This is a genomic window from Halobacillus sp. ABH2_015 (genome assembly GCF_056158945.1).
Genome location: NZ_JBSWUG010000002.1, coordinates 3,599,397 through 3,623,803, shown reverse-complemented (window position 1 = coordinate 3,623,803; position 24,407 = coordinate 3,599,397). Strand labels below are relative to the sequence as shown.

Annotated in this window: 25 protein-coding genes, 2 tRNA genes, 1 rRNA gene, 1 other RNA gene and 1 other annotated feature; of the genes, 7 read left to right on the top strand and 22 right to left on the bottom strand. The window is 49.4% G+C overall.

What is annotated here, in order from left to right; translation table 11 throughout:
- Positions 1–117: 117 nt before the first annotated feature.
- From ACXAD6_RS18665 to tadA, 8 genes are all read right to left on the bottom strand, one after another.
- Positions 118–1,682, bottom strand: a 16S ribosomal RNA gene (locus ACXAD6_RS18665).
- Positions 1,683–2,104: 422 nt separating this feature from the next.
- The gene (locus tag ACXAD6_RS18660; protein ID WP_474970182.1) at positions 2,105–2,368 is read right to left on the bottom strand and encodes a pro-sigmaK processing inhibitor BofA family protein; all 264 of its coding nucleotides are present in this window, start codon (positions 2,366–2,368) and stop codon (positions 2,105–2,107) included.
- A gap of 71 nt (positions 2,369–2,439) precedes the next feature.
- Positions 2,440–2,655, bottom strand: coding sequence for a YaaL family protein (locus ACXAD6_RS18655; protein ID WP_474970181.1), 216 nt, complete (start codon positions 2,653–2,655; stop codon positions 2,440–2,442).
- Between the two features lie 15 nt (positions 2,656–2,670).
- Positions 2,671–3,267 carry a recombination mediator RecR gene (recR, locus tag ACXAD6_RS18650; protein WP_027955826.1) on the bottom strand — a complete coding sequence of 199 codons (597 nt, stop codon included), beginning with the start codon at positions 3,265–3,267 and terminating at the stop codon, positions 2,671–2,673.
- A gap of 11 nt (positions 3,268–3,278) precedes the next feature.
- Complete coding sequence (locus tag ACXAD6_RS18645; protein WP_474970180.1) at positions 3,279–3,596, bottom strand: YbaB/EbfC family nucleoid-associated protein; 318 nt, start codon at positions 3,594–3,596, stop codon at positions 3,279–3,281.
- A 24-nt stretch (positions 3,597–3,620) separates the two neighbouring features.
- On the bottom strand, positions 3,621–5,345 hold the full coding sequence (dnaX, locus tag ACXAD6_RS18640) for a DNA polymerase III subunit gamma/tau (protein WP_474970179.1): 1,725 nt from the start codon (positions 5,343–5,345) through the stop codon (positions 3,621–3,623).
- 187 nt (positions 5,346–5,532) lie between these two features.
- An RNA gene (gene ffs / locus ACXAD6_RS18635) (signal recognition particle sRNA large type) lies at positions 5,533–5,798 on the bottom strand.
- A gap of 50 nt (positions 5,799–5,848) precedes the next feature.
- Entirely contained in the window at positions 5,849–6,328 is a 480-nt protein-coding gene (gene tadA / locus ACXAD6_RS18630) for a tRNA adenosine(34) deaminase TadA (RefSeq protein WP_474970178.1), read from the bottom strand.
- Positions 6,329–6,461: 133 nt separating this feature from the next.
- Here tadA and ACXAD6_RS18625 point away from each other — a divergent pair, with 133 nt between their 5' ends.
- Entirely contained in the window at positions 6,462–7,751 is a 1,290-nt protein-coding gene (locus ACXAD6_RS18625; protein ID WP_474970462.1) for a glycosyl hydrolase family 18 protein, read from the top strand.
- Positions 7,752–7,764: 13 nt separating this feature from the next.
- Here the strand turns inward: ACXAD6_RS18625 and ACXAD6_RS18620 are convergent, their stop codons facing one another.
- The 5 genes from ACXAD6_RS18620 to acsA all read right to left on the bottom strand — a co-directional run bounded on the left by ACXAD6_RS18620 (position 7,765) and on the right by acsA (position 13,772).
- Positions 7,765–8,550 (bottom strand): DUF3891 family protein, encoded by a 786-nt coding sequence (locus ACXAD6_RS18620; RefSeq protein ID WP_474970177.1) that lies wholly within the window; start codon positions 8,548–8,550, stop codon positions 7,765–7,767.
- Between the two features lie 146 nt (positions 8,551–8,696).
- Positions 8,697–9,209 (bottom strand): type 1 glutamine amidotransferase domain-containing protein, encoded by a 513-nt coding sequence (locus ACXAD6_RS18615; protein WP_027955832.1) that lies wholly within the window; start codon positions 9,207–9,209, stop codon positions 8,697–8,699.
- Between the two features lie 93 nt (positions 9,210–9,302).
- Entirely contained in the window at positions 9,303–10,622 is a 1,320-nt protein-coding gene (locus ACXAD6_RS18610; protein ID WP_474970176.1) for a lysine N(6)-hydroxylase/L-ornithine N(5)-oxygenase family protein, read from the bottom strand.
- Positions 10,623–10,661: 39 nt separating this feature from the next.
- The gene (locus ACXAD6_RS18605) at positions 10,662–11,960 is read right to left on the bottom strand and encodes a purine/pyrimidine permease (RefSeq protein ID WP_474970175.1); all 1,299 of its coding nucleotides are present in this window, start codon (positions 11,958–11,960) and stop codon (positions 10,662–10,664) included.
- 102 nt (positions 11,961–12,062) lie between these two features.
- On the bottom strand, positions 12,063–13,772 hold the full coding sequence (gene acsA / locus ACXAD6_RS18600; RefSeq protein ID WP_474970174.1) for an acetate--CoA ligase: 1,710 nt from the start codon (positions 13,770–13,772) through the stop codon (positions 12,063–12,065).
- A 344-nt stretch (positions 13,773–14,116) separates the two neighbouring features.
- Here acsA and queF point away from each other — a divergent pair, with 344 nt between their 5' ends.
- Positions 14,117–14,611, top strand: coding sequence for a preQ(1) synthase (gene queF / locus ACXAD6_RS18595; protein ID WP_474970173.1), 495 nt, complete (start codon positions 14,117–14,119; stop codon positions 14,609–14,611).
- Positions 14,612–14,683: 72 nt separating this feature from the next.
- On the opposite strand, the gene aldA is transcribed toward queF, so the two are convergent.
- The 4 genes from aldA to ACXAD6_RS18575 all read right to left on the bottom strand — a co-directional run bounded on the left by aldA (position 14,684) and on the right by ACXAD6_RS18575 (position 17,469).
- A complete protein-coding gene (gene aldA / locus ACXAD6_RS18590; RefSeq protein ID WP_474970172.1) occupies positions 14,684–16,135 on the bottom strand; it encodes an aldehyde dehydrogenase in 1,452 nt (483 codons plus the stop codon).
- A gap of 118 nt (positions 16,136–16,253) precedes the next feature.
- Positions 16,254–16,505, bottom strand: coding sequence for a hypothetical protein (locus tag ACXAD6_RS18585; protein WP_474970171.1), 252 nt, complete (start codon positions 16,503–16,505; stop codon positions 16,254–16,256).
- 98 nt (positions 16,506–16,603) lie between these two features.
- Complete coding sequence (locus ACXAD6_RS18580) at positions 16,604–16,708, bottom strand: YjcZ family sporulation protein (RefSeq protein ID WP_084163164.1); 105 nt, start codon at positions 16,706–16,708, stop codon at positions 16,604–16,606.
- 104 nt (positions 16,709–16,812) lie between these two features.
- A complete protein-coding gene (locus ACXAD6_RS18575; RefSeq protein WP_474970170.1) occupies positions 16,813–17,469 on the bottom strand; it encodes a M50 family metallopeptidase in 657 nt (218 codons plus the stop codon).
- 75 nt (positions 17,470–17,544) lie between these two features.
- Here ACXAD6_RS18575 and modA point away from each other — a divergent pair, with 75 nt between their 5' ends.
- Genes modA through ACXAD6_RS18555 form a run of 4 tightly spaced genes read left to right on the top strand, consistent with a single transcriptional unit; the run spans position 17,545 to position 20,128 of the window.
- A complete protein-coding gene (gene modA / locus ACXAD6_RS18570; protein WP_474970169.1) occupies positions 17,545–18,324 on the top strand; it encodes a molybdate ABC transporter substrate-binding protein in 780 nt (259 codons plus the stop codon).
- A complete protein-coding gene (modB, locus tag ACXAD6_RS18565; protein ID WP_474970461.1) occupies positions 18,324–19,004 on the top strand; it encodes a molybdate ABC transporter permease subunit in 681 nt (226 codons plus the stop codon). Before modA ends, modB begins: the two co-directional genes overlap by 1 nt.
- A gap of 36 nt (positions 19,005–19,040) precedes the next feature.
- A complete protein-coding gene (locus ACXAD6_RS18560) occupies positions 19,041–19,652 on the top strand; it encodes an NAD(P)-dependent oxidoreductase (protein WP_474970168.1) in 612 nt (203 codons plus the stop codon).
- A 23-nt stretch (positions 19,653–19,675) separates the two neighbouring features.
- A complete protein-coding gene (locus ACXAD6_RS18555) occupies positions 19,676–20,128 on the top strand; it encodes an NUDIX hydrolase (protein ID WP_474970167.1) in 453 nt (150 codons plus the stop codon).
- Positions 20,129–20,187: 59 nt separating this feature from the next.
- Here ACXAD6_RS18555 and ACXAD6_RS18550 read toward each other — a convergent pair whose 3' ends face one another.
- Together ACXAD6_RS18550 and ACXAD6_RS18545 are read right to left on the bottom strand one after the other, a co-directional pair.
- Positions 20,188–20,871, bottom strand: a complete 684-nt coding sequence (locus ACXAD6_RS18550) for a deoxynucleoside kinase (protein ID WP_027955844.1) — start codon at positions 20,869–20,871, stop codon at positions 20,188–20,190.
- Positions 20,868–21,509: a deoxynucleoside kinase gene (locus ACXAD6_RS18545; protein WP_474970166.1), complete on the bottom strand. Its 642-nt coding sequence runs from the start codon at positions 21,507–21,509 to the stop codon at positions 20,868–20,870. Before ACXAD6_RS18545 ends, ACXAD6_RS18550 begins: the two co-directional genes overlap by 4 nt.
- A gap of 216 nt (positions 21,510–21,725) precedes the next feature.
- Between ACXAD6_RS18545 and ACXAD6_RS18540 the strand changes: the two genes are divergently transcribed.
- Positions 21,726–21,798 (top strand) — tRNA-Arg (locus tag ACXAD6_RS18540).
- 146 nt (positions 21,799–21,944) lie between these two features.
- Here ACXAD6_RS18540 and ACXAD6_RS18535 read toward each other — a convergent pair.
- The 3 genes from ACXAD6_RS18535 to pdxT all read right to left on the bottom strand — a co-directional run bounded on the left by ACXAD6_RS18535 (position 21,945) and on the right by pdxT (position 24,392).
- Positions 21,945–22,037 (bottom strand) — tRNA-Ser (locus ACXAD6_RS18535).
- Positions 22,038–22,233: 196 nt separating this feature from the next.
- A complete protein-coding gene (gene serS, locus ACXAD6_RS18530; RefSeq protein ID WP_474970165.1) occupies positions 22,234–23,508 on the bottom strand; it encodes a serine--tRNA ligase in 1,275 nt (424 codons plus the stop codon).
- A 44-nt stretch (positions 23,509–23,552) separates the two neighbouring features.
- Positions 23,553–23,766, bottom strand: a binding site (T-box leader).
- Positions 23,767–23,801: 35 nt separating this feature from the next.
- The gene (pdxT, locus tag ACXAD6_RS18525) at positions 23,802–24,392 is read right to left on the bottom strand and encodes a pyridoxal 5'-phosphate synthase glutaminase subunit PdxT (protein WP_474970164.1); all 591 of its coding nucleotides are present in this window, start codon (positions 24,390–24,392) and stop codon (positions 23,802–23,804) included.
- Between the last annotated feature and the right edge of the window lie 15 nt (positions 24,393–24,407).

Below are 24,407 nucleotides of genomic sequence, written 5' to 3'. Positions count from 1 at the left end.
CTCATCGCTAGATGAGTCATAATTCCTTATCCAGTTTTCAAGGTTCACAAATTTGAAAGATGCTTTGATCTCTCAAAACTGAACAACCAACACAGTACGTTTCCGTAATATCCTTAGAAAGGAGGTGATCCAGCCGCACCTTCCGATACGGCTACCTTGTTACGACTTCACCCCAATCATTGGCCCCACCTTCGGCGGCTGGCTCCAAAAAGGTTACCTCACCGACTTCGGGTGTTGCCAACTCTCGTGGTGTGACGGGCGGTGTGTACAAGGCCCGGGAACGTATTCACCGCGGCATGCTGATCCGCGATTACTAGCGATTCCGGCTTCATGCAGGCGAGTTGCAGCCTGCAATCCGAACTGAGAATGGTTTTATGGGATTTGCTACACCTCGCGGCTTCGCTGCCCTTTGTACCATCCATTGTAGCACGTGTGTAGCCCAGGTCATAAGGGGCATGATGATTTGACGTCATCCCCGCCTTCCTCCGGTTTGTCACCGGCAGTCACCTTAGAGTGCCCAACTGAATGCTGGCAACTAAGATTAGGGGTTGCGCTCGTTGCGGGACTTAACCCAACATCTCACGACACGAGCTGACGACAACCATGCACCACCTGTCACTTGGTCCCCGAAGGGAAATCCCTATCTCTAGGGAGGTCCAAGGATGTCAAGACCTGGTAAGGTTCTTCGCGTTGCTTCGAATTAAACCACATGCTCCACCGCTTGTGCGGGCCCCCGTCAATTCCTTTGAGTTTCAGCCTTGCGGCCGTACTCCCCAGGCGGAGTGCTTAATGCGTTAACTTCAGCACTAAGGGGTGGAAGCCCCCTAACACCTAGCACTCATCGTTTACGGCGTGGACTACCAGGGTATCTAATCCTGTTTGCTACCCACGCTTTCGCACCTCAGCGTCAGAAACAGACCAGAGAGTCGCCTTCGCCACTGGTGTTCCTCCACATATCTACGCATTTCACCGCTACACGTGGAATTCCACTCTCCTCTTCTGTCCTCAAGTTCCCCAGTTTCCAATGACCCTCCACGGTTGAGCCGTGGGCTTTCACATCAGACTTAAGGAACCGCCTGCGCGCGCTTTACGCCCAATAATTCCGGACAACGCTTGCCCCCTACGTATTACCGCGGCTGCTGGCACGTAGTTAGCCGGGGCTTCCTCGTCAGGTACCGTCAAGGTACCGCTCTATTCGCACGGTACTTGTTCTTCCCTGACAACAGAACTTTACGATCCGAAGACCTTCATCGTTCACGCGGCGTTGCTCCGTCAGACTTTCGTCCATTGCGGAAGATTCCCTACTGCTGCCTCCCGTAGGAGTCTGGGCCGTGTCTCAGTCCCAGTGTGGCCGATCACCCTCTCAGGTCGGCTACGCATCGTTGCCTTGGTGAGCCGTTACCTCACCAACTAGCTAATGCGCCGCGGGCCCATCTGTAAGTGATAGCGAGAAGCCATCTTTCAACTTATCTTCATGCGAAGAAAAGTATTACCCGGCATTAGCCCCGGTTTCCCGGGGTTATTCCGATCTTACAGGCAGGTTGCCCACGTGTTACTCACCCGTCCGCCGCTCGTTCCACGAGCTTCACCCCGAAGGGATCCGCTCGCTTCCCGCGCTCGACTTGCATGTATTAGGCACGCCGCCAGCGTTCGTCCTGAGCCAGGATCAAACTCTCCATAAAAGTAGTTTGACTTGCTCATTTGCACACCGAATGTGCTTGTTTCAAATTTCTTCATTAAAGAAGAAATGTTTTGACGTACTGGTTGGTTCGTTCAGTTTTCAAAGATCAAATGTTGTCGGCCGTTTGAAAACAGCGACTTAATCATCTTAACATGTGTTGTTTTTCATGTCAACAACTTTTTTTCGTTAAGTTGAGAAAGCGTTTGGCTGTCGTTTTTGGCGACAAATACTAATTTATCATGGGAAGCCGTTTGTGTCAACAACTTTTTTCATGATTCGTTTTGGCGTTTTTCAACACCGCGCCGCTCTCTTAAAGCGACAAGTAATAATTTATCACGGATACGAACCTAACGCAATAGTTTTTCGTTATTTTCTCATATTCTTTTTGTTCCACAAATAAAAGCGGCAGGAAACCCGCCGCTTTTATAAAACCCAGATATGAATGGCTGTTAACGACAGTACACCCGGAAGCCCTAAAAGAAGGGACACACCGGCTGTAAATCCATTGATTGGAATATGCAGCCCGAACTGCGCTCCAAACAGATTCACAAAAAACAGAAGAATAACGGCTACAATCAACCGCGTAAGCCCAGCCCCCAACCACTTCAACGGCTTCACAGGCATGCCGGTGATTAACAAAAGAGGTACAGCGAGACTCAACAATAATACGACCAGTATCGGATCCATAAAAAACCCCCTGTCTGATTAACTGCTCTGGGAACAGTATATGAAATCAGACAGGGGGCTAGTACAAAGGTTCAGGATAATGCGTTGATTCCTCTGTATCTTGCTTCTCTTAATAGATAGAAATACTTCGCTTTGACTAAAGCCAGATCGTTCAAACCTTCTTCACTCGGTTCAATGCTTTGTTCGATAATGGTGTTTAAGCTTTCCCATTCGTGTTTCATCTTCCTGATACGAAGGAGAAGCTCCTGATCCATTTCTTTTTTAATCTTCTTCTGTTTACCGAACAAATCCATCACCTTCTTCTATAGTTCTCTCCGACCTTCCAGCGCTTTCGACAACGTTACTTCATCGGCATACTCCAAATCGCCGCCGACTGGAAGTCCGTGGGCGATCCTTGTCATCCGAATCCCTGAAGGTTTAACAAGGCGGGAGATATACATCGCTGTGGCTTCCCCTTCAATGTTCGGATTCGTCGCCAGGATCAGTTCCTCGACTCCTTCATCCTTAAGCCGGTTGATTAGACTCTCGACATTGATATCCTCAGGTCCAATCCCGTCCATTGGTGAAATCGCCCCGTGAAGGACATGGTACTTCCCACTGAATTCCTTCATTTTCTCCATGGCGATTACATCCTTGGGATCCTGCACCACACATATCAGTTTTTCATCCCTTGATTCATCCTGACAGATGGAACATGGATCCTGGTCTGTAATATGGCCGCAGATCGAGCAGTGGGTCAGTTCACGCTTGGCATTGACGAGGGACTTGGCAAAGTCCAGCACGTCGTCTTCTTCCATCTCCAGCACGAAAAAAGCCAGGCGGACCGCCGTTTTCGGACCGATCCCTGGCAGCTTTGTAAAACTGTCAATCAGTTTTGATATTGGTTCCGGGTAATACATGAGAATTCCTCCTAGAACATTCCTCCAGGCATCCCTTTCGTGAATTGTCCCATAGTATCATTAGTCTTATCGTCCACTTGCTTGATGACATCATTCGTCGCCGTAATGATAAGGTCCTGCAGCATTTCCACATCATCCGGATCGACTACTTCCTCATCAATGACAACATCGGTAATTTCTTTTTTCCCGTTTGCCGCCACTTTAACCATACCGCCTCCTGCAGAAGCTTCAAAAGTCATCTCGTAAAGCTCTTCCTGAGCCTTCATCATTTTCTTCTGCATTTTCTGCATCTGTTTCATCATATTGTTCATGTTTCCACCACCACGCATGGGGCATTCCTCCTTGTGGGATTGTTAGTCCTGGATTTCAATCAGGTCATCCCCGAAGTGTTTTCGGGCTTCTGAAATATGCGGGTCCTCCTGGGGCTCCTGCGGCGTACTTTCTCCGTTTTCCTCCCCGTCCACTTCCGGCACTTCATCCGGAGCCTGTTTCTGCTTCCGGACATATTCCTCTCGCAGTTCCTGCCAATTCTGTTCAGGAATCGGAATGATTGTCATCGGCTTTCCTGCATACTCCGTCAAAAGGGGTTCGATCGTCTTTTGATGCTCCAGAGCCAGGGAGCAGTGAATATCATAGCGGAAAGCCAGGACGAGCGCCTTCGGTGATGCAGCCCGCGGTTTGCTGTTTAACAGTGTCGCATGAGCCGGCGCATTCTGCTGCTTGAGCGCCTCCATAAAGTCAGCCCAGCGACTCTGGATATTTTTAATCTCTTCCTTCGAAGCTTCACTCAGGACCTGCCTGATCCGCTCATATGGAACATTATACCCTTTTCTTCCTGATTTTGCAGGCGCACGTTTTTTAGCAGGCTGGGCAGAAGCCTGAGGCGCCGGTCCGCTTTCCTTTAGAGCTGCCAGCTGTTTTTCAAGCTCCTGGATTTTCCCGGACAGCTTTTCGACAGCACTGGAATCAACCGCCTGTGCTGACGGAGGACCTGCCTGTACTTCGACCATGTTCAGCATGGCGATTTCTATGAAGACTTTCGGACTTGTCGTCCATTTCATTTCCTGCTGACAGTGATTCAATTCACGGATCGCCTGCTGAATCCATCCGGGTGTGAGCTCTGTGGAAAGGTTCCGGAACGAATCATCCGGAATGGCACGTTCCAGGTTCTGTTCAAGGTCCGGAGCACTTTGATACAGCAGAAGGTCTCTTAAATAATAGATAAGATCGAAAACAAAACGGCCCGGATCTTTCCCCTGCTGGATCAGATCATCCACCGCTTCCAGAGCTGATCTGGCTTCTTGATCGTTCAAGGCTCTCAAGACAGCGGTAAGCTTTGCCTGCGATACGGACCCCGTCACAGCCAGGACATCGTCCATCGTCACTTCCTCTTCACTGTAGGAAACGGCCTGGTCCAACAAACTTAAGGCATCACGCATGCCGCCTTCTGCCGTTAGAGCAATGATTTCCAAAGCCTCAGGGACCACGGCAATCTCTTCCGCTGCTGTGATTTTCACCATCCGGTCGACCATCGACTTTTGGGAAATTCGTTTGAAGTCAAACCGCTGACACCTGGATATGATCGTCAACGGAATTTTGTGCGGTTCAGTCGTCGCCAGAATGAAGATCACGTGCTTTGGAGGTTCCTCCAATGTTTTCAAAAGGGCGTTGAACGCACCCATGGAAAGCATGTGAACCTCATCAATGATGTAGACCTTGTACGGCACCGCGCTCGGGGCATATTTAACCTTGTCCCTGATTTCACGTATCTGCTCCACCCCGTTGTTGGAAGCAGCGTCAATCTCTATGACATCAGAGATGGAGCCATCCTGGATGCCAAGACAGGCATCGCATTCATTACACGGCTCTTTCACAGGGGAGCGTTCGCAGTTGACGGCCTTTGCGAAAATTTTGGCCGCACTCGTTTTTCCCGTCCCCCTGGGTCCGGAAAATAAATACGCATGTGAAAACTTTTCCTGTACTATTGCGTTCTGCAGTGTCCGCGTAATGTGCGATTGCCCAACGACACCTTCAAAATCCCGGGGACGCCATACACGATATAAAGCCTGGTAGCTCATAAAACCGTTCTCCCTTTTTAGTTTCATTCCCATTATACCTGATAGACATTCCTGCTGTGAACCATTACCGGCAGACAAGAAGACAGTCAGGGGGATCGTCTATAAATGATAGAAAAAAGGAGCCGTTATGAACGTATCATAACGGCTCCCCTTATATGTGAATCATGTGTGTACGACTTATGTAATGCCGTGCACCCACCTTCGATGGCAGAGCCCTAAGCGTTACTTATGGTTGTGGCTCGACCCAGGCACTCCCGCGGCACACGGGAGGGTCAGCTTACTGCTGCTTCCTTCCGGACCTGACAGGGTTCACTGGTTCCCATTGCGCAGGACCTGAGTGTCAACACCACTCACATAAGGCAGACCTTAAAGCTGTGCCACCTCGGGTGGGAATTCGGCCTCGCTATAGCGGATTGCGAGTACAGGGCACCGCTACCTCCCCGCTTAGCACGGCATAAACAAGTATAGCGATTTTCAGCAGAAAATGCAATGGTTTCATACTGTTAATTATCTACAGCCGGTTTCTTTTTCTTCTTCGACCGGAGGCTGCGGAAAAAATGAGACAGCATCTCCCCGCATGCTTCTCCCAGAACACCGGGCACAACTTCAGATCGATGGTTGAAACGATTATCCTCCAAAAGCTGGTACAAGCTTCCGGCACAGCCGGCTTTAGGATCGGCCGCTCCGTATACGACCCGGGGAATTCTCGACTGCAGAATGGCTCCTGCACACATGGGGCAGGGCTCCAAGGTCACATATAACGTGCAGTCTTCCAGACGCCAGCTGCCCTCATGCTCATTGGCACGCTCAATTGCGATGAATTCGGCATGGGAAGAAGCGCGCTGGGATTGTTCGCGCTGATTGTACCCGGAAGCAATCACCTGATTGTCTTTGACGATAACAGCACCAATCGGCACTTCTCCTTCCGCCTCTGCTTTTTCCGCTTCCACCATGGCAAGCTCCATAAAGTGCTCATCTTCCATCCGGACCACCTCCTTTTCCTATAGAAAGACTGATAGAAAAAATCCTGTTCCTCGAATCCAGAAATGGATTTTAAGAATAAATCCGTTTTTTTGTTTCATACATTGATAAAGGATGAGAAAGGATGTGAGACATGTGCAGATTCATATTGTTCAAGAGGGAGACTCTGTGTATTCGATCGCCCGTCTTTATGATAGTACGCCAAACGACATCATCGAAGCAAACGAATTAGAGACGCCGGGAGAACTTGTCATCGGTCAGGCTCTTGTGGTTCCTATCGTCGGACAATACTATTTTGTTCAGTCGGGAGACAGTTTATATACGATTGCTGAACAATTCAATATGACGGCGGATCGCCTGGCAGCCGTCAATGGACTGAATACGGACAGCGCTCTCGCTGTCGGGCTGCGGCTTTATATTCCGGACCAGCCCCCGACACCGATTACGAGCAATGCGTACATTGAACCCTATGGAGGAACCGTCTCCGACACCCTCCGGCAGTCAGCAGAGAGCCGGGCCGTGAACCTGACTTATCTGGCCCCCTTCAGCTATGAAATCCAGGAGGACGGCACATTAAAAGCACCTCCGCTCGACAATTTCAAGGAAATTGCCAGGAAAAACGATGCGACTCTCATGATGGTCGTCACCAACCTGGCTGATGACGGGTTCAGTGCAGAATTGGGCAGAACAATTCTCAGCGACGAGGCCCTTCAAGACAAACTGCTCGATGAAATCATTCAAATTACGAAACAGGTAGGATTCAAGGATGTCCATTTTGATATGGAATTCCTTCCTCCGGATATGAAAGATTCCTATAATCAATTTCTTCGCAAAGCAAAACAGCGTCTATCCAAGGAAGGACTGCTCATTTCGACAGCGCTCGCTCCTAAAACGAGTGCCGACCAGAAAGGCGACTGGTATGAAGCCCACGATTATAAAGCCCACGGGGAAATCGTAGACTTCGTCGTCTTGATGACCTACGAATGGGGATACAGCGGCGGTCCGCCACGCGCCGTGTCTCCGATCGGCCCTGTCACAGATGTTGTGAATTATGCATTGTCGGAAATGCCGGCTCAGAAAATTCTGCTTGGCCAGAACCTCTATGGATATGACTGGACGCTTCCGTACGAACCCGGGGGAGAATTCGCCAAAGCCCTCAGTCCGCAGCAGGCCATTCAGACAGCCCGGAAAAATAATGTGGCAATTTCATACGACCAGAAGGAGCAGGCCCCCTATTTCACGTATACGGATGGAGATGGAAAAAAGCATGAGGTGTGGTTCGAAGACGCCAGATCCATACAAAAGAAATTCGATCTGATTAAGGAAAAGAACCTGCTTGGAATCAGCTACTGGAAGCTCGGACTATCCTTCCCCCAGAACTGGGTCCTTCTCAGCAATCAATTCAGCGTGAAAAAAAATCCATAAAAGAAGCCGCTTCTCATGAGAGAGGCGGCTTTTCTTCTTTTCCAACAAAGGTGACCGTGACCGGATCAATATCAGCCTCCTGGAAAGCCTTGGTCAATCCACGGCGCTGGATGTCCTCTTTCGATACTCTCCGGTAAGGAATCTGCACATGGAAGGACTGTTCAAATGGAAACGGATCGAGGACGACCTGACGTGCGCTGTCCCACTGCGGATATATCCCCTCCGGCGCAAAATCGAACGTCTGTCTGAACCCGTCCTTAAACCACGGGATTTCCTCTTCCTTCGGTGTTCCCGGTTCCTGCATACACACATACAAAGAAAGATCATCACAGAACTGAAGGCGTTTGAAGTGAAGATGATAGACGTCGTAGGGAATGTCCATTTCCATCCATTCATACAAATCCTTCCGCCGTTTCTCCTCCTGCTTCAGGAATTCGACAATCACAGGATCATGGCTGTCCTCCTGAAAGAAGGAGGCATAATGCATGCTGCACAGCATCCCTGCATAAAAGGACTGGGAAGCCACTTCTCCAATCCCACGCTCATAAGCCTGGAGTTTTTCCTGGAGCGGATAATCGACAAACGTATACGGGTGGTTCTTCTCTTCATTCCATAAAGGCTTCTCATCCAAAGGAATCCAGGCCCGGTCATGCTGACGGATGGCCCAGTCCGCTTCTTCCCTCAGCTTCGAGCGCAGCAGAAAATGATTTTTCCAATGATCAACGAGGCTTCCTGAAATGCCGGCATGTTCGTGCTGGGGTATCATGATGAAGTGGTCCGTCTTTTCAATAACAATCATAAACGATCCTCCTAGTTCTTCATCCATTATGTAGGCAGACTTGTCCTTCCATTATATAGGATCACACGACCACTCACCACCGCTGGATCCGATTGATAGAAAAAGAGCCGTGGGGAGAATCCCCCGCGGCCCCATGGTGACGCAGATTATTTAAGAAGTTTCAATGCTTCGCGGTTAAAGGCAGGGATGTCATCCGGCTGTCGGCTGGTCACCAGCTGATCCTGACAGACGACGACTTCCTGGTCCTTATAATCCACGCCCGCATACTCCATATCGACAGCGATGGATTTGAACCCTGTAGCTGTACGGCCTTCCAGTGTTTTAGCTGTAATCAACAGCTGAGGTCCGTGGCAGATGGCGAAGACAGGCTTCTTCTCATCCATAAAGTGTTTAGCGAAGGAAACGAACTTCTCATCTCCGCGGAGAATATCCGGGGAAAATCCGCCCGGGATGAACAAGGCATCAAAGTCTTCCGGTTTTACATCATCAATGGACGTATCGATTTTGACCGAGGCTTCTCCCTGCTTGCCTTCCACTTCTTTTCCGGCTTCCCATTCAATGGTTGTCACTTCATGACCTTCCTTGGAAAAGGCATCCGCCGGCTGTGTATATTCGACATCTTCAAAATGGGACGTTACGAGACATGCAATCTTACTCATGAAAACTCAACTCCTTGAAAGATTTGTCCATTATTTTTTCCATAGATTGTCTTCCCGTTTGGCAGGCTTTTAAACACCGGTGACAGGTTCAGGTTACTTCGGATGCTTCATGGAGAAGGTCTGGAATGTGGTATCCTTTTGATTTTTATACACTTCCCTGCCGGCAATGGTGTTGATGATATGAACATTGCGGTGAACGGAAAGGCCGAGGTTCGTCGCCCCTGCTCCGTGGGAATGCACCAGGTTCGTCAAGGTGAAGAAGTGATGATCACGGCCGTCCTTGAATTCCAGATGGTAGTCACGGGACACCTTATACATCTGATCGGCTTCCCATTCGACCTGATCCTTATAGCGGTCCATAAACCATGAAGGAAGATGAGGCTTGTAGCCGGTGGCAAACACCACTTTGTCGGCATGATACGTATAGTCATACTCCTCCTGCCACTGGCGGCACTGAAGATCATAGCCCCCCTCTTCTGACGCTTCAATACCGTTGATCTCTGTCATCGGCTGGATAAGGACACGGCTGTCTTCCATCGCTGTCGTCCGGTGGTACAGTTTTGTATAAAGCCGTGTGAGCGTGTCCGGAGCAATCCCTTTACGGAGCGGATCAAGCGTACTTAACGCTTCTTTCCGCTGGTCAAAGCTCAGACTATGAAAATAATCCACATAATCAGGAGTAAACATCTCCTGGGCAAATTTTGCCGTATCGAGCTGGAACAATCCGCCCGATCTCGTCAAAAGCGTCACTTTCATATCACTGCGCTCCTGCTCCTCCAATAGATCGAGGAAAACTTCAAGTGCACTTTGACCGGAGCCGATAACCGCAACATGGCGCGACTTCAGCAGCTGATCCTTTTGGAACAGGTAACGGCTCGTATGAAGCACATCTTCATTCGGTAGGCGGTCCATGCCATCCAGGACGATCGGTTCGTTCCCAGTCCCCATCACGACGTGCCTGGACCGGTAATGCTTTCTTTCACCGGTCGTCGTCTCTTCGACAATCACTTCATAGTGCGGCGTCTTTTCTTCGTTATGATCGATCACATCTATAACCGTATGACCGAAGTGCAGGCCATCCACCTGACCAGCCACCCACTGCATATAATGATTGAACTCCTGTCTTGGAATTTCAAAGTGGCGGTGAAAGAAAAACGGAAACATACGGTTGTGTTCGTGCAGGTAATTGATAAATGTATAAGGACTCTTCGGATCAGCAAATGTTACAAGGTCGGCCAAAAACGGAACTTGAAGATCCATTTTTTCTATGAGCATGCCCGGATGCCAGTTGAACTCGATTGTCTGTTCAAAAAACAAACCGTCCACTTCGTCCGTCTGGTCGGCAAGTGCGGCAAGTCCAAGGTTGAAAGGCCCGATACCGATACCGATGATGTCTTTGATTTCTTCAGCCATAAAATACACTTCCTCTATCCATCCCATAAGCCGGGATAATTAATTTGGTTCCTTCCATAACTGGTTCAATGTAATGACGAGTACTGTTCCAATGAGAAGTCCATTGCTTAGAAGATTCTGCAGCACACCCGGGAGTCCTGTGAAGACGTCCGGCGGCAGAAACATCAGTCCGATCCCGAGCAGAAAAGACAGGCCTAGAATCGTCAGTTTCCGCTGATCGAGGGGTTCCATCGTCAAGTTCGACAAACCGAGGCCCATCAACTGTACAAACGTGGCTAAAAGCGCTGCATTCGCCACCGGAGCAGGCACAGAAGATATGAACCTGACCACAGGCGGAAAGAAAGACAGACCGGTCAGGAGCAGGGAAGCATAAAGGAACGGCTGCTTCCGTTTCTGTCCAGTCAGCTGCATAAATCCGGAGGAGGAAGCCAGCGAGACGTTGGCCACCGCAGAAAAAAGGGCGGTCAGGCCGTGGTTGATGCCCAAAAAGCCGCTCCCCCGGTTGATCTGCTCATATGTATACCGGGGCTTTCCATATATGGTCTGGCTGACAGCGATGACCGAAGCCACTAAATTCGACAGTAGAATCACGGCAGTAATCAATCCCAGGGGAAGAGTACCGAGAGTCATGGCCGGCGGTCCCCAGGCAAAAACTTCGGGAAGGGCAAACCACTCGACGGCTGTAGATTCAACGCCCTTCGCCGGAACAGCTATTTCATACAATACCCATCCTGCGCTGATCCCAATCAGGACAGCAAAACTTTTCATCCATCCCCGCCCAGTGATAGAAAGCCCGAGAACAAGGGCAAGCGTGACAAAAGCCGTCCACGCATCTGTCCCGTCAATACCCTCCGCTCCTTCCTGAAGGCCGAGCATCCCTTCAAGAAAGGTCCCGCTCAACTGAACGGTCAGCATAAATAAAAAAGCGCCGGTCACAAAAGGGGTAAAGACGAACAAAACCCGGTGGGACAATTTGAACAAGCCGAATAAAACTAAAAACAGTCCGGTCCACAGCATCGTCCCCTCCAGCACTTGAAGCGTCTCCATATAGGTATCCCCGTTCTGTTTTCCACTGAAAGCCATAACGGCAAAAATACTGATCCAAATACCGGCCGGACCTTCCATGATCGGAAGCTTATGACCGATCACTCCTTGAAGAAAGGATGCCGCCCCTACTACAAATAACGTCCGCTGCATCAACCCGGCAACCTCCGGAAAGGAAAGGCCGAACAAAGAGCCGATCACGATCGGCAGGGCGACAGCACTTGCCAGAAGAAACACAAACCACTGGACGGTTTCCAGCGTCTCTGTCATCCATTGCGTTGATTGTTTTTCCATTCTATCCACCTGCTGTCTACACTGATTTTTCTACATAAAACGTCATCGTTCCACGTGAAACGACAAATAGAAAAGCACAGCGGAAGGCTGTGCTTTTCCTGCTTATTCTTCTAATGTGGACGTATCACCTGTCGGAAGCCCGAGCTCCCACGACTTCAATAACCGCCGCATGATTTTACCACTTCTCGTTTTCGGTATCGTGTCCTTGATTTCGATTTCACGAGGGGCGGCATGGGCGCTGAGTCCCTTTTTCACAAACTGGCGGATGTCCTCCAGCAGCTCATCGGACTGCTCGTATCCATCCCGCAGTGTTATAAAGGCTTTAATGATTTCGCCCCGCTCTGGATCGGGTTTACCGATGACCCCTGCTTCTGCCACCGCTTCATGTTCAATCAGTTTGCTTTCCACCTCAAAAGGCCCTACGCGTTCGCCGGACGTGTTGATCACATCATCCAGACGGCCCTGGAACCAGAAGTAGCCATCTTCATCCTTATAAGCACTGTCTCCGGAGACGTACCAGCCGTTCAGGAAGTAGCTTTCGTACTTTCCGGGGTTGTTCCAGACGGCACGCATCATGGACGGCCATCCTTCTTTAACAGCGAGGTTCCCCATCTGATTGTCCGGGAGTTCGTTTCCTTCGTTATCTACGATGGCGGCCTCAATACCCGGGAACGGCTTACCCATCGATCCCGGTCGAATATCCATTGCCGGATAGTTACAGATCAGCATCCCGCCGGTCTCCGTCATCCACCACGTATCATGGATCCGCAGATCAAAGGCGGATAATCCCCATGTCACAACTTCAGGGTTCAATGGTTCTCCTACACTCAATACATGTCGGAGTGATGATAAGTCATGCTTTCCTGCCGCCTCTTTACCAGCACTCAACAATTTACGGAAGGCTGTGGGCGCCGAATACCATACCGACACATCATAGGCCGCAATTGTCCCGTACCAGTCATCCGGGCTGAAACGTCCACCGCGGATCACGTTGGTCACTCCGTTGAGCCACGGGGCGAATATTCCGTAGCTTGTACCGGTCACCCACCCGGGATCGGCGGTACACCAGTACACGTCGCCTTCCTTCAGATCGAGCACCCATTTTCCGGTTTGATAGTGCTGGATCATCGCATTGTGAACGTGGTAGACACCCTTCGGCTTTCCTGTTGAGCCGGAAGTATAATGAAGGAGCATTCCATCCTCCAAGTCGACCCATTCCACATCAAAAGATTCAGAGGCGGCCTTCATTTCCTCTTCATAGGAAATGTAGTTGCCAGGCGCTTCCCCGCCCACAAGGACAATCTGCTTCAAGTGCGGCAGATCATCGGCCGGTACACGCTCCAGCAAATCCGGTGTCGTGATCAGCATCGTCGCTTCGCTGTCCTCCAGACGATCCCGGACCGCCTGCTCCATAAAGGCTTCAAACAACGGGCCTGCGATCGCTCCCACCTTCAAAATGCCAAAGAAAGCCGCATAAAATTCCGGGCTTCTCGGCATGAAAAGGAAGACGCGGTCCCCTTTTTCTATATGGTGTTTTTTCAACACGTTGGCAAATTGGTTACTTTTTCTGCTCAGGTCTGAGAAACTCAGCGTTTCCTCCCTGTCCGGTGCGGAATAAATCAACGCCGGCTGATCTTTCTTGTCCGGGTTTTCCGCATGGCGGTCAATCGCTTCATAAGCGGCATTGACCCGTCCGGTGTCGTTCCAAGTAAAATGCTGCTTTGCATCGTCCCACTGAAAATTTTCATACGTCTGCTTGTAGTTTTCCATGTTGTGATTGCCTGATCGAGCTGGAATTGGCTGCATGTCCATTAAATCACCTCATTAGAATGTTTTTTGTAAACGTTTTCTGCATGTGGCAAAACAAAGCTCTGAAGGAAATCAGAGCCGCGCATTTTTTCTGAAAATTTCACGAATTACTTCTATTGTAGGGGATTACGAATGATTTTTAAAGAGTATTCTCCAAAGATTTACAGAAACGGGTCGGATGCCGGAGGAAATTGACAGGTTTCTCCTCCCTTCTATATAATAAACCCAACAGAACAAAGAGGTTTCTTAGCCCACCCCTCTATAAAAAACTAAGGATGTAGACGACACAAGCCGCTGCCCTTAGAGGCAGCGGCTTTTTATTTTACTTATATGGAGGAGACGATATTATGCCAGGACGAAATGAAGAGGAGCTTCCCCTTTCCCTGCTCGGAAACCAGGGAACAAGCTATTCGTTTGAATACGATCCGGAGGTATTGGAAACGTTCGACAATCAGCATCCGAACCGTGATTACTTTGTTAAATTCAACTGTCCGGAATTCACCACGCTCTGTCCGAAAACGAGACAGCCGGACTTCGCGACGATTTACATCAGCTACATCCCCGATGTGAAGATGGTGGAAAGTAAATCACTCAAGCTTTATCTATTCAGTTTCCGCAATCACGGCGACTTCCATGAGGACAGTGTGAACACGATCATGAACGACCTGATTGACCTCATAGATCCGCGCTACATCGAAGTGTGGGGGAAATTCACACCACGAGGCGGTATTTCCATTGATCCGTTCTGTAACTATGGAAAGCCTGGAACAAAATATGAGCAGATGGCCGATCACCGTCTGATGAATCACGATCTCTACCCTGAAAAAGTCGACAACCGCTGAAGAAAGACCAAGCGTTCCGTCAGAGACGATCCTATACAAAGGAGCTGCCCCGGTGGGACAGCTCCTTTTGGTTTACTGCTTATCGTTTTTATACTGCATATAGACGACCTGGGTTACGAGGAAGTCTTCCATACCGTGTTTACCATCGGCACCACCGAGGCCGGATTTCTTCATACCCGCATGATAGCCTTGAACAGCTTCGAAGTTTTCACGGTTCACGAATGTCTCCCCGAACTTCAGCTCGTTCACGACACGCATCGCTTCATTCATATCTTCCGTATAAACAGAAGAGGACAGACCATATTCCGTGTCATTTCCTTTTTCAATCGCTTCATCCAGCGTCTTGAATGTGGAAATCGGAATGACCGGACCGAAAATCTCTTCATGCATAATCTTCATATCATGGGTGACATTCGTCAAAATGGTCGGCTTATAGAAGAACCCTTTGTCCATGTCTGCGCGTTCCCCGCCAATTTCAATGTGGGCACCAGCATCCACAGCCTCTTTGACCATGGATTCCACTTCTTCGATGCGGTCCATACTGACGAGCGGACCAACTTCGGCTTGTTTATTTTCACGCGGGTTACCGAGTGTTTTATTTTCGAAGTTATGACGCAGCTTGCTGATCAGTTCTTCTGCGACACTTTCGTGTACGTAGACACGCTCGGCGTTTGTACACGCCTGTCCATTATTAGCTAAACGGGAAGTCGTTATGTTTTCCGCCGCTACATCCAGGTCGGCGCTGGCTGTTACGATAGCCGGTGCTTTACCGCCGAGTTCAAGGTTGACCTTCGTAATATTCTGAGCAGCCGCTTCCATGACTTTCGTTCCGGCTCCCACACTCCCCGTCATCGTAATCATGTGGACATCTTTATGCTTGGCAAGGGTATTGCCGATTTCAGAGCCTGTTCCTGTGACAAGGTTGTAGACCCCTTTAGGAATATCCTCCATGCTGTCGATGATTTTCGTGAATTCGACAGCTGTATTCGGTGTCTGCTGACTTGGCTTCAAGACGAGTGTACAGCCGGTAACAAGCGCTGTCGCTACTTTTCTTGCCAGAATAAACATCGGGAAATTCCAAGGGACGATTCCGGCTACGACACCAATCGGCTTTTTATAAATGAATATATTTTCGTTTGCACGATCACTCGGGACAATTTCCCCTTCAATACGGCGGGCCCATTCCGACATATACCGGAAATAATCAATTGCGAGATCTATTTCTCCGCTGGCCAGCTCATAATCTTTCCCCTGCTCTTCCTGAAGAAGATCAATGAACCGGTCACGGTTTTCTTCAATTTTATCTCCAAGGCGCCGGACGATTTTACCACGCTCGATATTCGGAGTCAGTTCCCAGCCCTTCTGCGCAGCAGCTGCTGCTTCCACTGCTTTGTTCACATCTTCCTCCGTCCCTTTGGGAATACGGGAGATGACTTCCTCTGTGGCTGGATTAACGACGTCAATCCACTCCGATCCATGTGACTGTGTATATTCACCATTCATGTATAATTGATGTTCCTTCATTGATGATCCTCCTCCATGCTTTTTGTCTCCTTCGTTCCACTTTGTTTCCTCAACTAAACGACAGAATGTGTTAAAGTTTCAGCGGACCATATAAAAAAGCCTTGAACATCAAGGCTTCCTACCATTCTAGAATATATCCCTTCACCTGCTTCATTTCCCCGGATTCGACTTTTTGATCTCCCTGGAAATACGGGTGTTCTTCCTTCAGGTGATACGTGATCGTTCCAGGGTCCAGATAAAGCTTGTACTCCAAATCTGTGACTTTATGAAGCGTAATTCCAGGTACTGTGGTCTGGTCTTCCCCTTCGCGGACGAGAAGAATATCAATCTGGTTATATCCTTCCGTCAATAAATGTTCCTTTAAATCCATAGTGGACTCCCCCGTCCTTTTTTTATAGTACGTTTTACCCTTCCTGCACCTTATACAAACTTTATATATGTAAGAGCGGGAAAAATCCCGCTGTCTATTTAATAACCGTATCCACGGCCGCCCATGTAAGAAGCACCGATAATGATCAAAAGGATGAACAAAACAACCAACAGTGCGAAACCACCGCCGTATCCTCCGCTCATTTCTTCCCCTCCTCTCTTTCCTACCTTATTACCTTATTCAGGTGGATAAGGAAAGACAGGGCAGGTGCGGATTTTGAAAGAATTCCCCCCGTGTCTGCACATTTTCAAAAAGTAAAGACACGCTTCAGGGAAAGAAAAGCAAAATAGACAGCCTGAAGAAAGAACAGCACGCCCCATACCGGAGATGGGATGATCCGGAAGGCGCGGGCCAGATTGGCGGCATCACCAGCCTGCCCCGGAGACACGAAGCTGATCCACATGATTTCAAACGCACTGGTTACGGACTCGACAAGGACGAGGGAGGCGAGCAGAAGAAGGACATACTGCACAATCGTGTCATGACCGGTCCGAAGCAGCCAGATAAAACCGGCCCCAAAGGTCACGATCCAGAACACTCCATAGATATTCCGGACCCAGAAGAGCAGGTTCACAGCAAGGATGGCAAGCAGGATATACATCACCCATGACCAGTATCCCTTACTGATGAAATAGAAAAAAACAAAGGCTGTGAAGGAGGCCGCTATATATCCCGAAAGACTTGTCGCCACATAGCTCAGCCACGAACTGTGACCGGTCAGCGTAACACCGGACGTATTCGGGAATAAAGAGATATGCCTCACTTCCCCACCTGTCAATAAAGCTGTGAGAGAATGACCGGTTTCATGTATCATAGTATTCAAGACTGCAAAATATTTACCTGCTACGGGAAGCTGGGTCAACAAAAGCGCCAGAACCAGCGCGGTGATGATTTGGAGTTTCATGCTATTCAACCTTTCTTTATCATGGATGTTTTATGCCCTGTCACCGAATCAACAAAGGCCGAAAGGAGACTGTTTATGAAAAAAAGCATATGGGCTGCTTCCGTAATCCTTCTCTTCTTTTCAGCCGGATGCGCGAGTGCCAGTGAAAAACCGACCGTGACCATAGCTGCTGCGGCCAGTTTGACAGATGCTATGGAGGAAATCGTTCCATCCTATGAAGAGGCCTACAACGTCGATGTGACCTTATTATTAGGAAGTTCCGGTAAGTTGGCACGTCAGATTGAGCAGGGGGCTCCTGTCGACGTTTTTCTATCTGCCGATACCCGATGGACGACCTACTTGAAAGAACGTGGATACACGGATGATGCGCAGATGGAAACCTTTGCGGAAAACCGGCTCGTCGTTATCAGTCATCAGGAACACGCAGCGGCCGGCTCCCTGGACGCATTGAAAAAGGCAGCGGAAGATCAAACGACAGCCATCGGTAACCCGGACAGCGTCCCTGCTGGTACATATACGAAACAGGCGTTGGAAACGATTCACCTTTGGGATCAGATGGAAGATGACATGGTCTTTGCCGGAGATGTCCGGCAGGTGCTCACTTATGTAGAATCCGGCGACGCGGACTATGGTGTCGTCTATGCCAGTGATGCCTTCACATCGGACAAGGTACACGTCACCGCAGAAGTCGACCCGTCTTTACATGAATCGATCATATATCCTGCCGCCGTCATTACAAAAAGCCGGGCTGAGGAGGCCGCCTCTGACTTTATAACCTTCCTGTCTACAGAAGCGGCCGGTAAAACCTTAGAAAACTATGGTTTTACCGCTGCAGGGGATGAAACGAACGAATGATGAGCATCAGTCCTCTCCTGCTCTCCCTAAAAGTAGCAGCCATCGCCACCATGATCGTTTTCATATCCGGGACGCTTGCAGCACGATTGATTTCCCGGAAAATATTTCCCGGGAAAAGTTTACTGGAATCATTATTTCTCCTGCCTCTTGTCCTCCCGCCGACCGTCATTGGCTTTTGTCTTCTATATGCGTTCGGCAGGAATGGCTGGGCTGGGCGGTTATTGATGCACTGGTTTGACCTGCAGGTGGTGTTCAGCTGGACAGGAGCTGTCATCGCTTCCGCCGTCGTCTCCTTCCCGCTGATGTATCAAAGTGCGGCGGCTGCTTTTCAAAACTATGATACTCAGCTGGAAAATGCGGCTCATAATCTTGGTGCTTCCAGAGCAAAGGTATTCTTCACGATCGCGCTGCCGCTGGCCTGGCCGGGACTGCTCGCCGGCCTTGTCATGACATTCGCCCGATCTCTCGGAGAATTCGGAGCGACGTTGATGGTGGCCGGCTATATTCCGGGAGAAACCGACACCATTCCTCTTGCCATCTACTTTGCCGTCGAATCCGGACGGATGGAGGAAGCTCTCCTTTGGGTGCTTACAATTATCGCACTCGGATTCAGTGCTGTATACTGGCTGCAGACATGGAGCAGACGGAAAATCAATTTTTTCAGGCATCATTCTTCCTGAATGGGCGTTTCTAAAATAAATCAATGAGGTGAGATCATGAAAATTGTTGTTTTTGGTTCTACCGGTGGAACAGGAAAGGCCTTTGTCGAACAAGCTCTGGAATCCGGCCATGACGTTACCGCTTTTCTGAGGGATCCCGAAAAGCTCCGCATAAATCATGAACGACTGAATAGGGTACAAGGGGACGCAAGGAATGAGGAGGATGTTCGCCAGGCCGTCCTCGGACAGGAGGCCATTGTCTCCTGTCTCGGTTCAGAATCGTTGAAAGACCGCAGCACCCTGACCACTATGACGGAAAACATCCTGACCGCTTCCGCGCAGCATAACATCAAGCGGCTTCTCTACGTCGCCTCTGCCGGGCTGTACAATGAAATTCCCGGACTGACCGGGTGGATGAGCCGGATAATTTTAAGAAACGTCCTGCACGATCACCGCCGGGCGGTCAATGCAATCATAGCAGCGGATATGGATTATACGATTGCCCGTCCGATGCGCCTCCTGGATGGACCTGTCACAGGGAATTACCGGACGTCCGAAACCGTGCCGCAGGAGGGCCGAAGCATTTCCAGAGGGGATGTGGCCCATTTTCTGCTTCACGCACTTGAAGAAGGCACCTATGTAAAGGAAACAACAGGACTCGCTGATTAACGCTTCGAAAGGAGAACAGCCATATGGGATATGTAGAAGATTTAAGGGCGCTTGTCGGTCACCGGCCGTTGATCTTCGTCGGGGCTGTCGTCGTTATCGTGGATGACCAGGGGCGCATCCTCCTGCAGCAGCGAACGTCCCCACACGGCGTCTGGGGGCTGCCCGGAGGATTGATGGAACTCGGGGAAAGCACGGAAGAAACAGCCAAACGGGAAGTGCTTGAGGAAACGGGGCTGACGGTCGACAAGCTGAACCTATTCAATGTGTACTCCGGGGCGGACCAATTTATCCGGGCTGATAATGGCGATGAGTTTTACGTTGTCACAACGGCCTATGATACGGACACATACTCCGGTGATTACCGCATGGACCCGAGAGAGTCGCTCCAGTTTAAGTTTACGCCGCCCGATAAGCTTCCTGCTTCCATGGTCGGCAGCCACCGGAAAATGATCCATGACTATTTAAAAAAACCATAAAAAAACCGGTACGATGATCAGCGGTGATCATCGTACCGGTTTCTTCATTTATACCCATATTACGTAAGCAGACGGCTGGAACGCCATTTACGGGACTGCTGGATAAAGTGACCGATTTTTTCAAGGACCGGCTCAATGCTGTTTTCATCATTGAGGACATCATAGTCCGCAATGTTCAGGCGCAGCACAGGGCAGGAATTGAAATTGTCGATCCAGTTGTCATAACGGTTGAACATTTCCTCCCAGTATTCGACAGGTGTTTCCTGTTCCATCGGACGTCCACGCTCTTTAATACGGCCGAGAACATCATCGAAGGAACCTTCCAGATAAATGAGAAGGTCAGGATGAGGGAAATAGGGCGTCATGACCATGGCATCGAACAGATTACGATACGTTTCATAATCCGTTCCTGACATCGTCCCTTTTTCATAGTGCATCCGGGCAAAGATGCCGGTATCCTCATAAATGGAACGGTCCTGGATGAATCCGCCCCCGTATTCGAAGATTTTCTTCTGCTCCTTGAAGCGTTCAGCCAGGAAATAAATCTGCAGGTGAAAACTCCAGCGTTCAAAATCCTGGTAAAATTTATCAAGATACGGATTGGTCTCCACTTTTTCAAAAGATGTCCGGAATTTGAGAGCATCCGCAATCGCATTCGTCATCGTAGATTTTCCGACACCGACGGTACCGGCAATCGTGATCACACTATCATGTGGAATACCGTAGCGTTCACGTGCATTCATTTGATAACTTCTCCTTTATTTAAATGCTGTTCAACTTGAGCAACAATGTAGTTTAAATCGTCCTGATGCTTTACGAAATCCAAATGATCTCCATTGAGGCGGATCACAGGAATGTCCGGATGCAAGGCTTCAAAATGGCTCATGAAATCCTCATAATCCTGGGAAAGCTGTTCAAGATAAGCGGGCTGAATATTGGCCTCCACATCACGGTTCCGCATACGGATGCGGTCCATCAATGTATCAAGGCTTGCATGAAGATAGACGACCATATTCGGTTTAGGCATATCATGTGTTAATATATCAAAAATCTGTGCGTATTTATCAAATTGTTCTTCTCTAAGGGTTCGACGGGCGAAAATCATATTTTTTGAAATATGATAATCCGCTACAACAGGCTTGCCAGCTTGCAGATATTTACGTTCAATGTCTTCCAGCTGCTTGAAACGATTGCAAAGGAAAAACATTTCCGTCTGGAAGCTCCATTCTTCAATATTGTCATAAAACTTGCCTAAAAACGGGTTCTCCTCAACGATTTCCTTTAACAAGTGAAAATCAAACTGGGAGGCGAGCTTTTTAGACAGAGACGTTTTCCCAACCCCAATGGGCCCTTCAACGGATATGAAAGGTAGATCTCCCATCGCTGTTCCTCCTTCAAACTCTATTCAAGCGGGATCAGCCGTTCAGCGGCCTACCCTTGTTCTTTTTCGACTACAAAAAACGATCCTTTTTGACAGACAGGTATCATTTTATCACATCCACCTGTCGGAAGTAACAGGCGGAGATGCATTTTCATCAAAAGGATTCCTTTGCAATCTCTGGATTCTTTAGTATAATATGACTCGTACGCTTCTCAGGCCCCCGTAGCTCAGGGGATAGAGCATCGGTTTCCTAAACCGTGTGCCGCAGGTTCGAATCCTGCCGGGGGCATTCTCTATAAACATCAGCACTCTGCCTGATCCAGGCAGGGTGTTTTTTTATATCAGCATCATTTGGGCAAAAAAAAATCGTTACACGTAGTAACGATTTCTGTTCTATAAATCTCCAATATTTATGCGCGATTGTTATAAATAAAATGGCGGAGGAGGAGGGATTCGAACCCCCGCGGGGCGTAAACCCCCTGGCGGTTTTCAAGACCGCTCCCTTCAGCCAAACTTGGGTACTCCTCCGTGTGACCGACAAGTAATATATTATCATGGCCTGTAGTGACCGTCAACACTCTCCGTAAATTTTTTATAAAAATTTGTCGAAAGGATCCAGATGATGCCACCTCGTAATTATACAAAGCCCCGGCGCTGCAGTCAAACCTGTGTCTCCCTATAATAAAGAGCGGCGTGGAGGCACTCCCGCCGCTCTTCTGCTGTTTTATCGGATGACTTCTTTTCCACCCATATATGGGCGGAGGACTTCCGGTACAACGACGGTACCGTCCGCCTGCTGATAATTCTCAAGAATAGCGGCGACGGTACGGCCGATCGCAAGGCCGGAACCGTTCAGCGTGTGGACAAATTCCGGCCGTCCTTTTTCTTCACGGCGGAAACGGATCCCGGCACGACGCGCCTGGAAATCCTCGAAGTTGGAGCAGGAGCTGATTTCCCGGTAGGTTTCCTGACTCGGGATCCACACTTCGATGTCGTATTTCTTGGCGGCTGTAAATCCAAGATCACCGGTACACATGCTCATGACGCGGTAGGGAAGCTTCAACAGCTGAAGGACCTTTTCAGCATGCCCGGTCAATTCCTCAAGCACATCGTAGGATTCCTCAGGTTTTGCCAGCTGGACAAGTTCGACTTTGTTGAACTGGTGCTGACGGATGAGTCCGCGCGTGTCACGTCCGGCAGAGCCGGCTTCAGAGCGGAAGTTGGTGCTGAAGGCGACAAATTTCTGCGGCAGGTCCTCGCTGGACAGAATCTCTTCCCTGTAGTAGTTCGTTACAGGCACCTCTGCGGTCGGGACAAGGAAGTAATCCCAGTCTTCAATCTTAAAGGCGTCTTCTTCGAATTTCGGCAGCTGGCCCGTTCCTGTCATAGATGTACGGTTGACCATCTGTGGCGGAAGCATTTCCTGATAGCCGTGATCATCGGCATGCAGGTCCATCATGAAGTTCAGCAGCGCACGCTCCAGGCGGGCACCGATGCCTTTATAGAAGACAAACCGGCTGCCGGTTACTTTTCCTGCGCGTTCAAAGTCGAGAATACCAAGGTCTGTGGCGATATCCCAGTGGGGTTTCGCTTCAAAATCAAAGACAGGCGTTTCTCCAGAGCGGCGGGCTTCGATGTTATCCTCTTCATCCTCTCCGACAGGTACGCTTTCATGAGGGATGTTCGGAATGGATAAGAGGAGCGTTTCCAACTTCTCTTCCACTTCCTTCAGCTCCGTGTCGAGCGTTTTGATACGGTCGCCGACTTCACGCATTTCCTTAATCTTGTCATCGGCGTCCTCTTTGTTTTTCTTCAGCTGGGAGATTTCCTTGGAAACGTCATTCCGGCGCGCCTTCAGCTCCTCAGTCTCCTGAATCAGCTCACGGCGCCGGCTGTCGAGTTCACCAAAGGCATCTAAATCAGAGAGATCTTCGCCCCGCTTCTCCAGCTTTGCTTTCACTTCATCAAAGTTCTGACGTAAAAATTTCATATCCAACATGTGTATGTCCTCCTTTTTTTCATATAAAAAAACTCCCGTCCCATATAAGGGACGAGAGCTTTGTTTATGCTTCCCGCGATACCACCCAGGTTGAAGGTTCATGACCTTCCGGCTCGACTCATAACGGTGAGGGGCCGGTCCAGCGTTATCAGCCGGACACTCAAGGATGGATTCACATGGCTCTTCCGTCAGTTTTCACCAGCCACTGACTCTCTGGAGGAAGAGGAACATGCTACTATGTCCTGTCATCGCGTTCATTCTTATTTGGTGATCTTAGATTAGCTGAATTCACCTTACATTGCAAGGCTTTTTCGGGATTGCTCCACCATTTTTACAAAATGTAAAACTAACCGGTGGTCATCTGTCAGTTCAGGGTGGAAGGAACAGGCGAGGTAATGGTCCTGCTGGGCAGCCACAATATGACCATCATAGCGGGCCAGTACCTTCGTCTCTTCTCCTACTCCCTCGATATAAGGAGCTCGAATGAACACAGCTGTAAACTGATCGGCGACTCCGTCGATATTCAGGTCGGCTTCAAAGCTTTCCCTTTGTCTGCCGAATGCATTACGGCGGACTTTGATATCCATGAGTCCGAGATGGACATCATACGAGCCGTCAATTTCAGAGGCAAGCAGGATCAACCCTGCACACGTACCGAAGATCGGCTTCCCCTGCTTTCCGAATTCACGGATCGGTTCAAGGAAGTCATACTTATCAATCAAACGGCGGATCGCTGTGCTTTCACCGCCGGGAATAATCAGTCCGTCAATGTCCTCCAGCTGTTCTTTTCTCTTAACAACAACGCCGGTGGCACCAGAGGCTTCTACGGAGCGGATGTGCTCACGAAAAGCTCCCTGCAGACCTAATACACCGATAGTAGTCATGCTGCATTCTCCTTT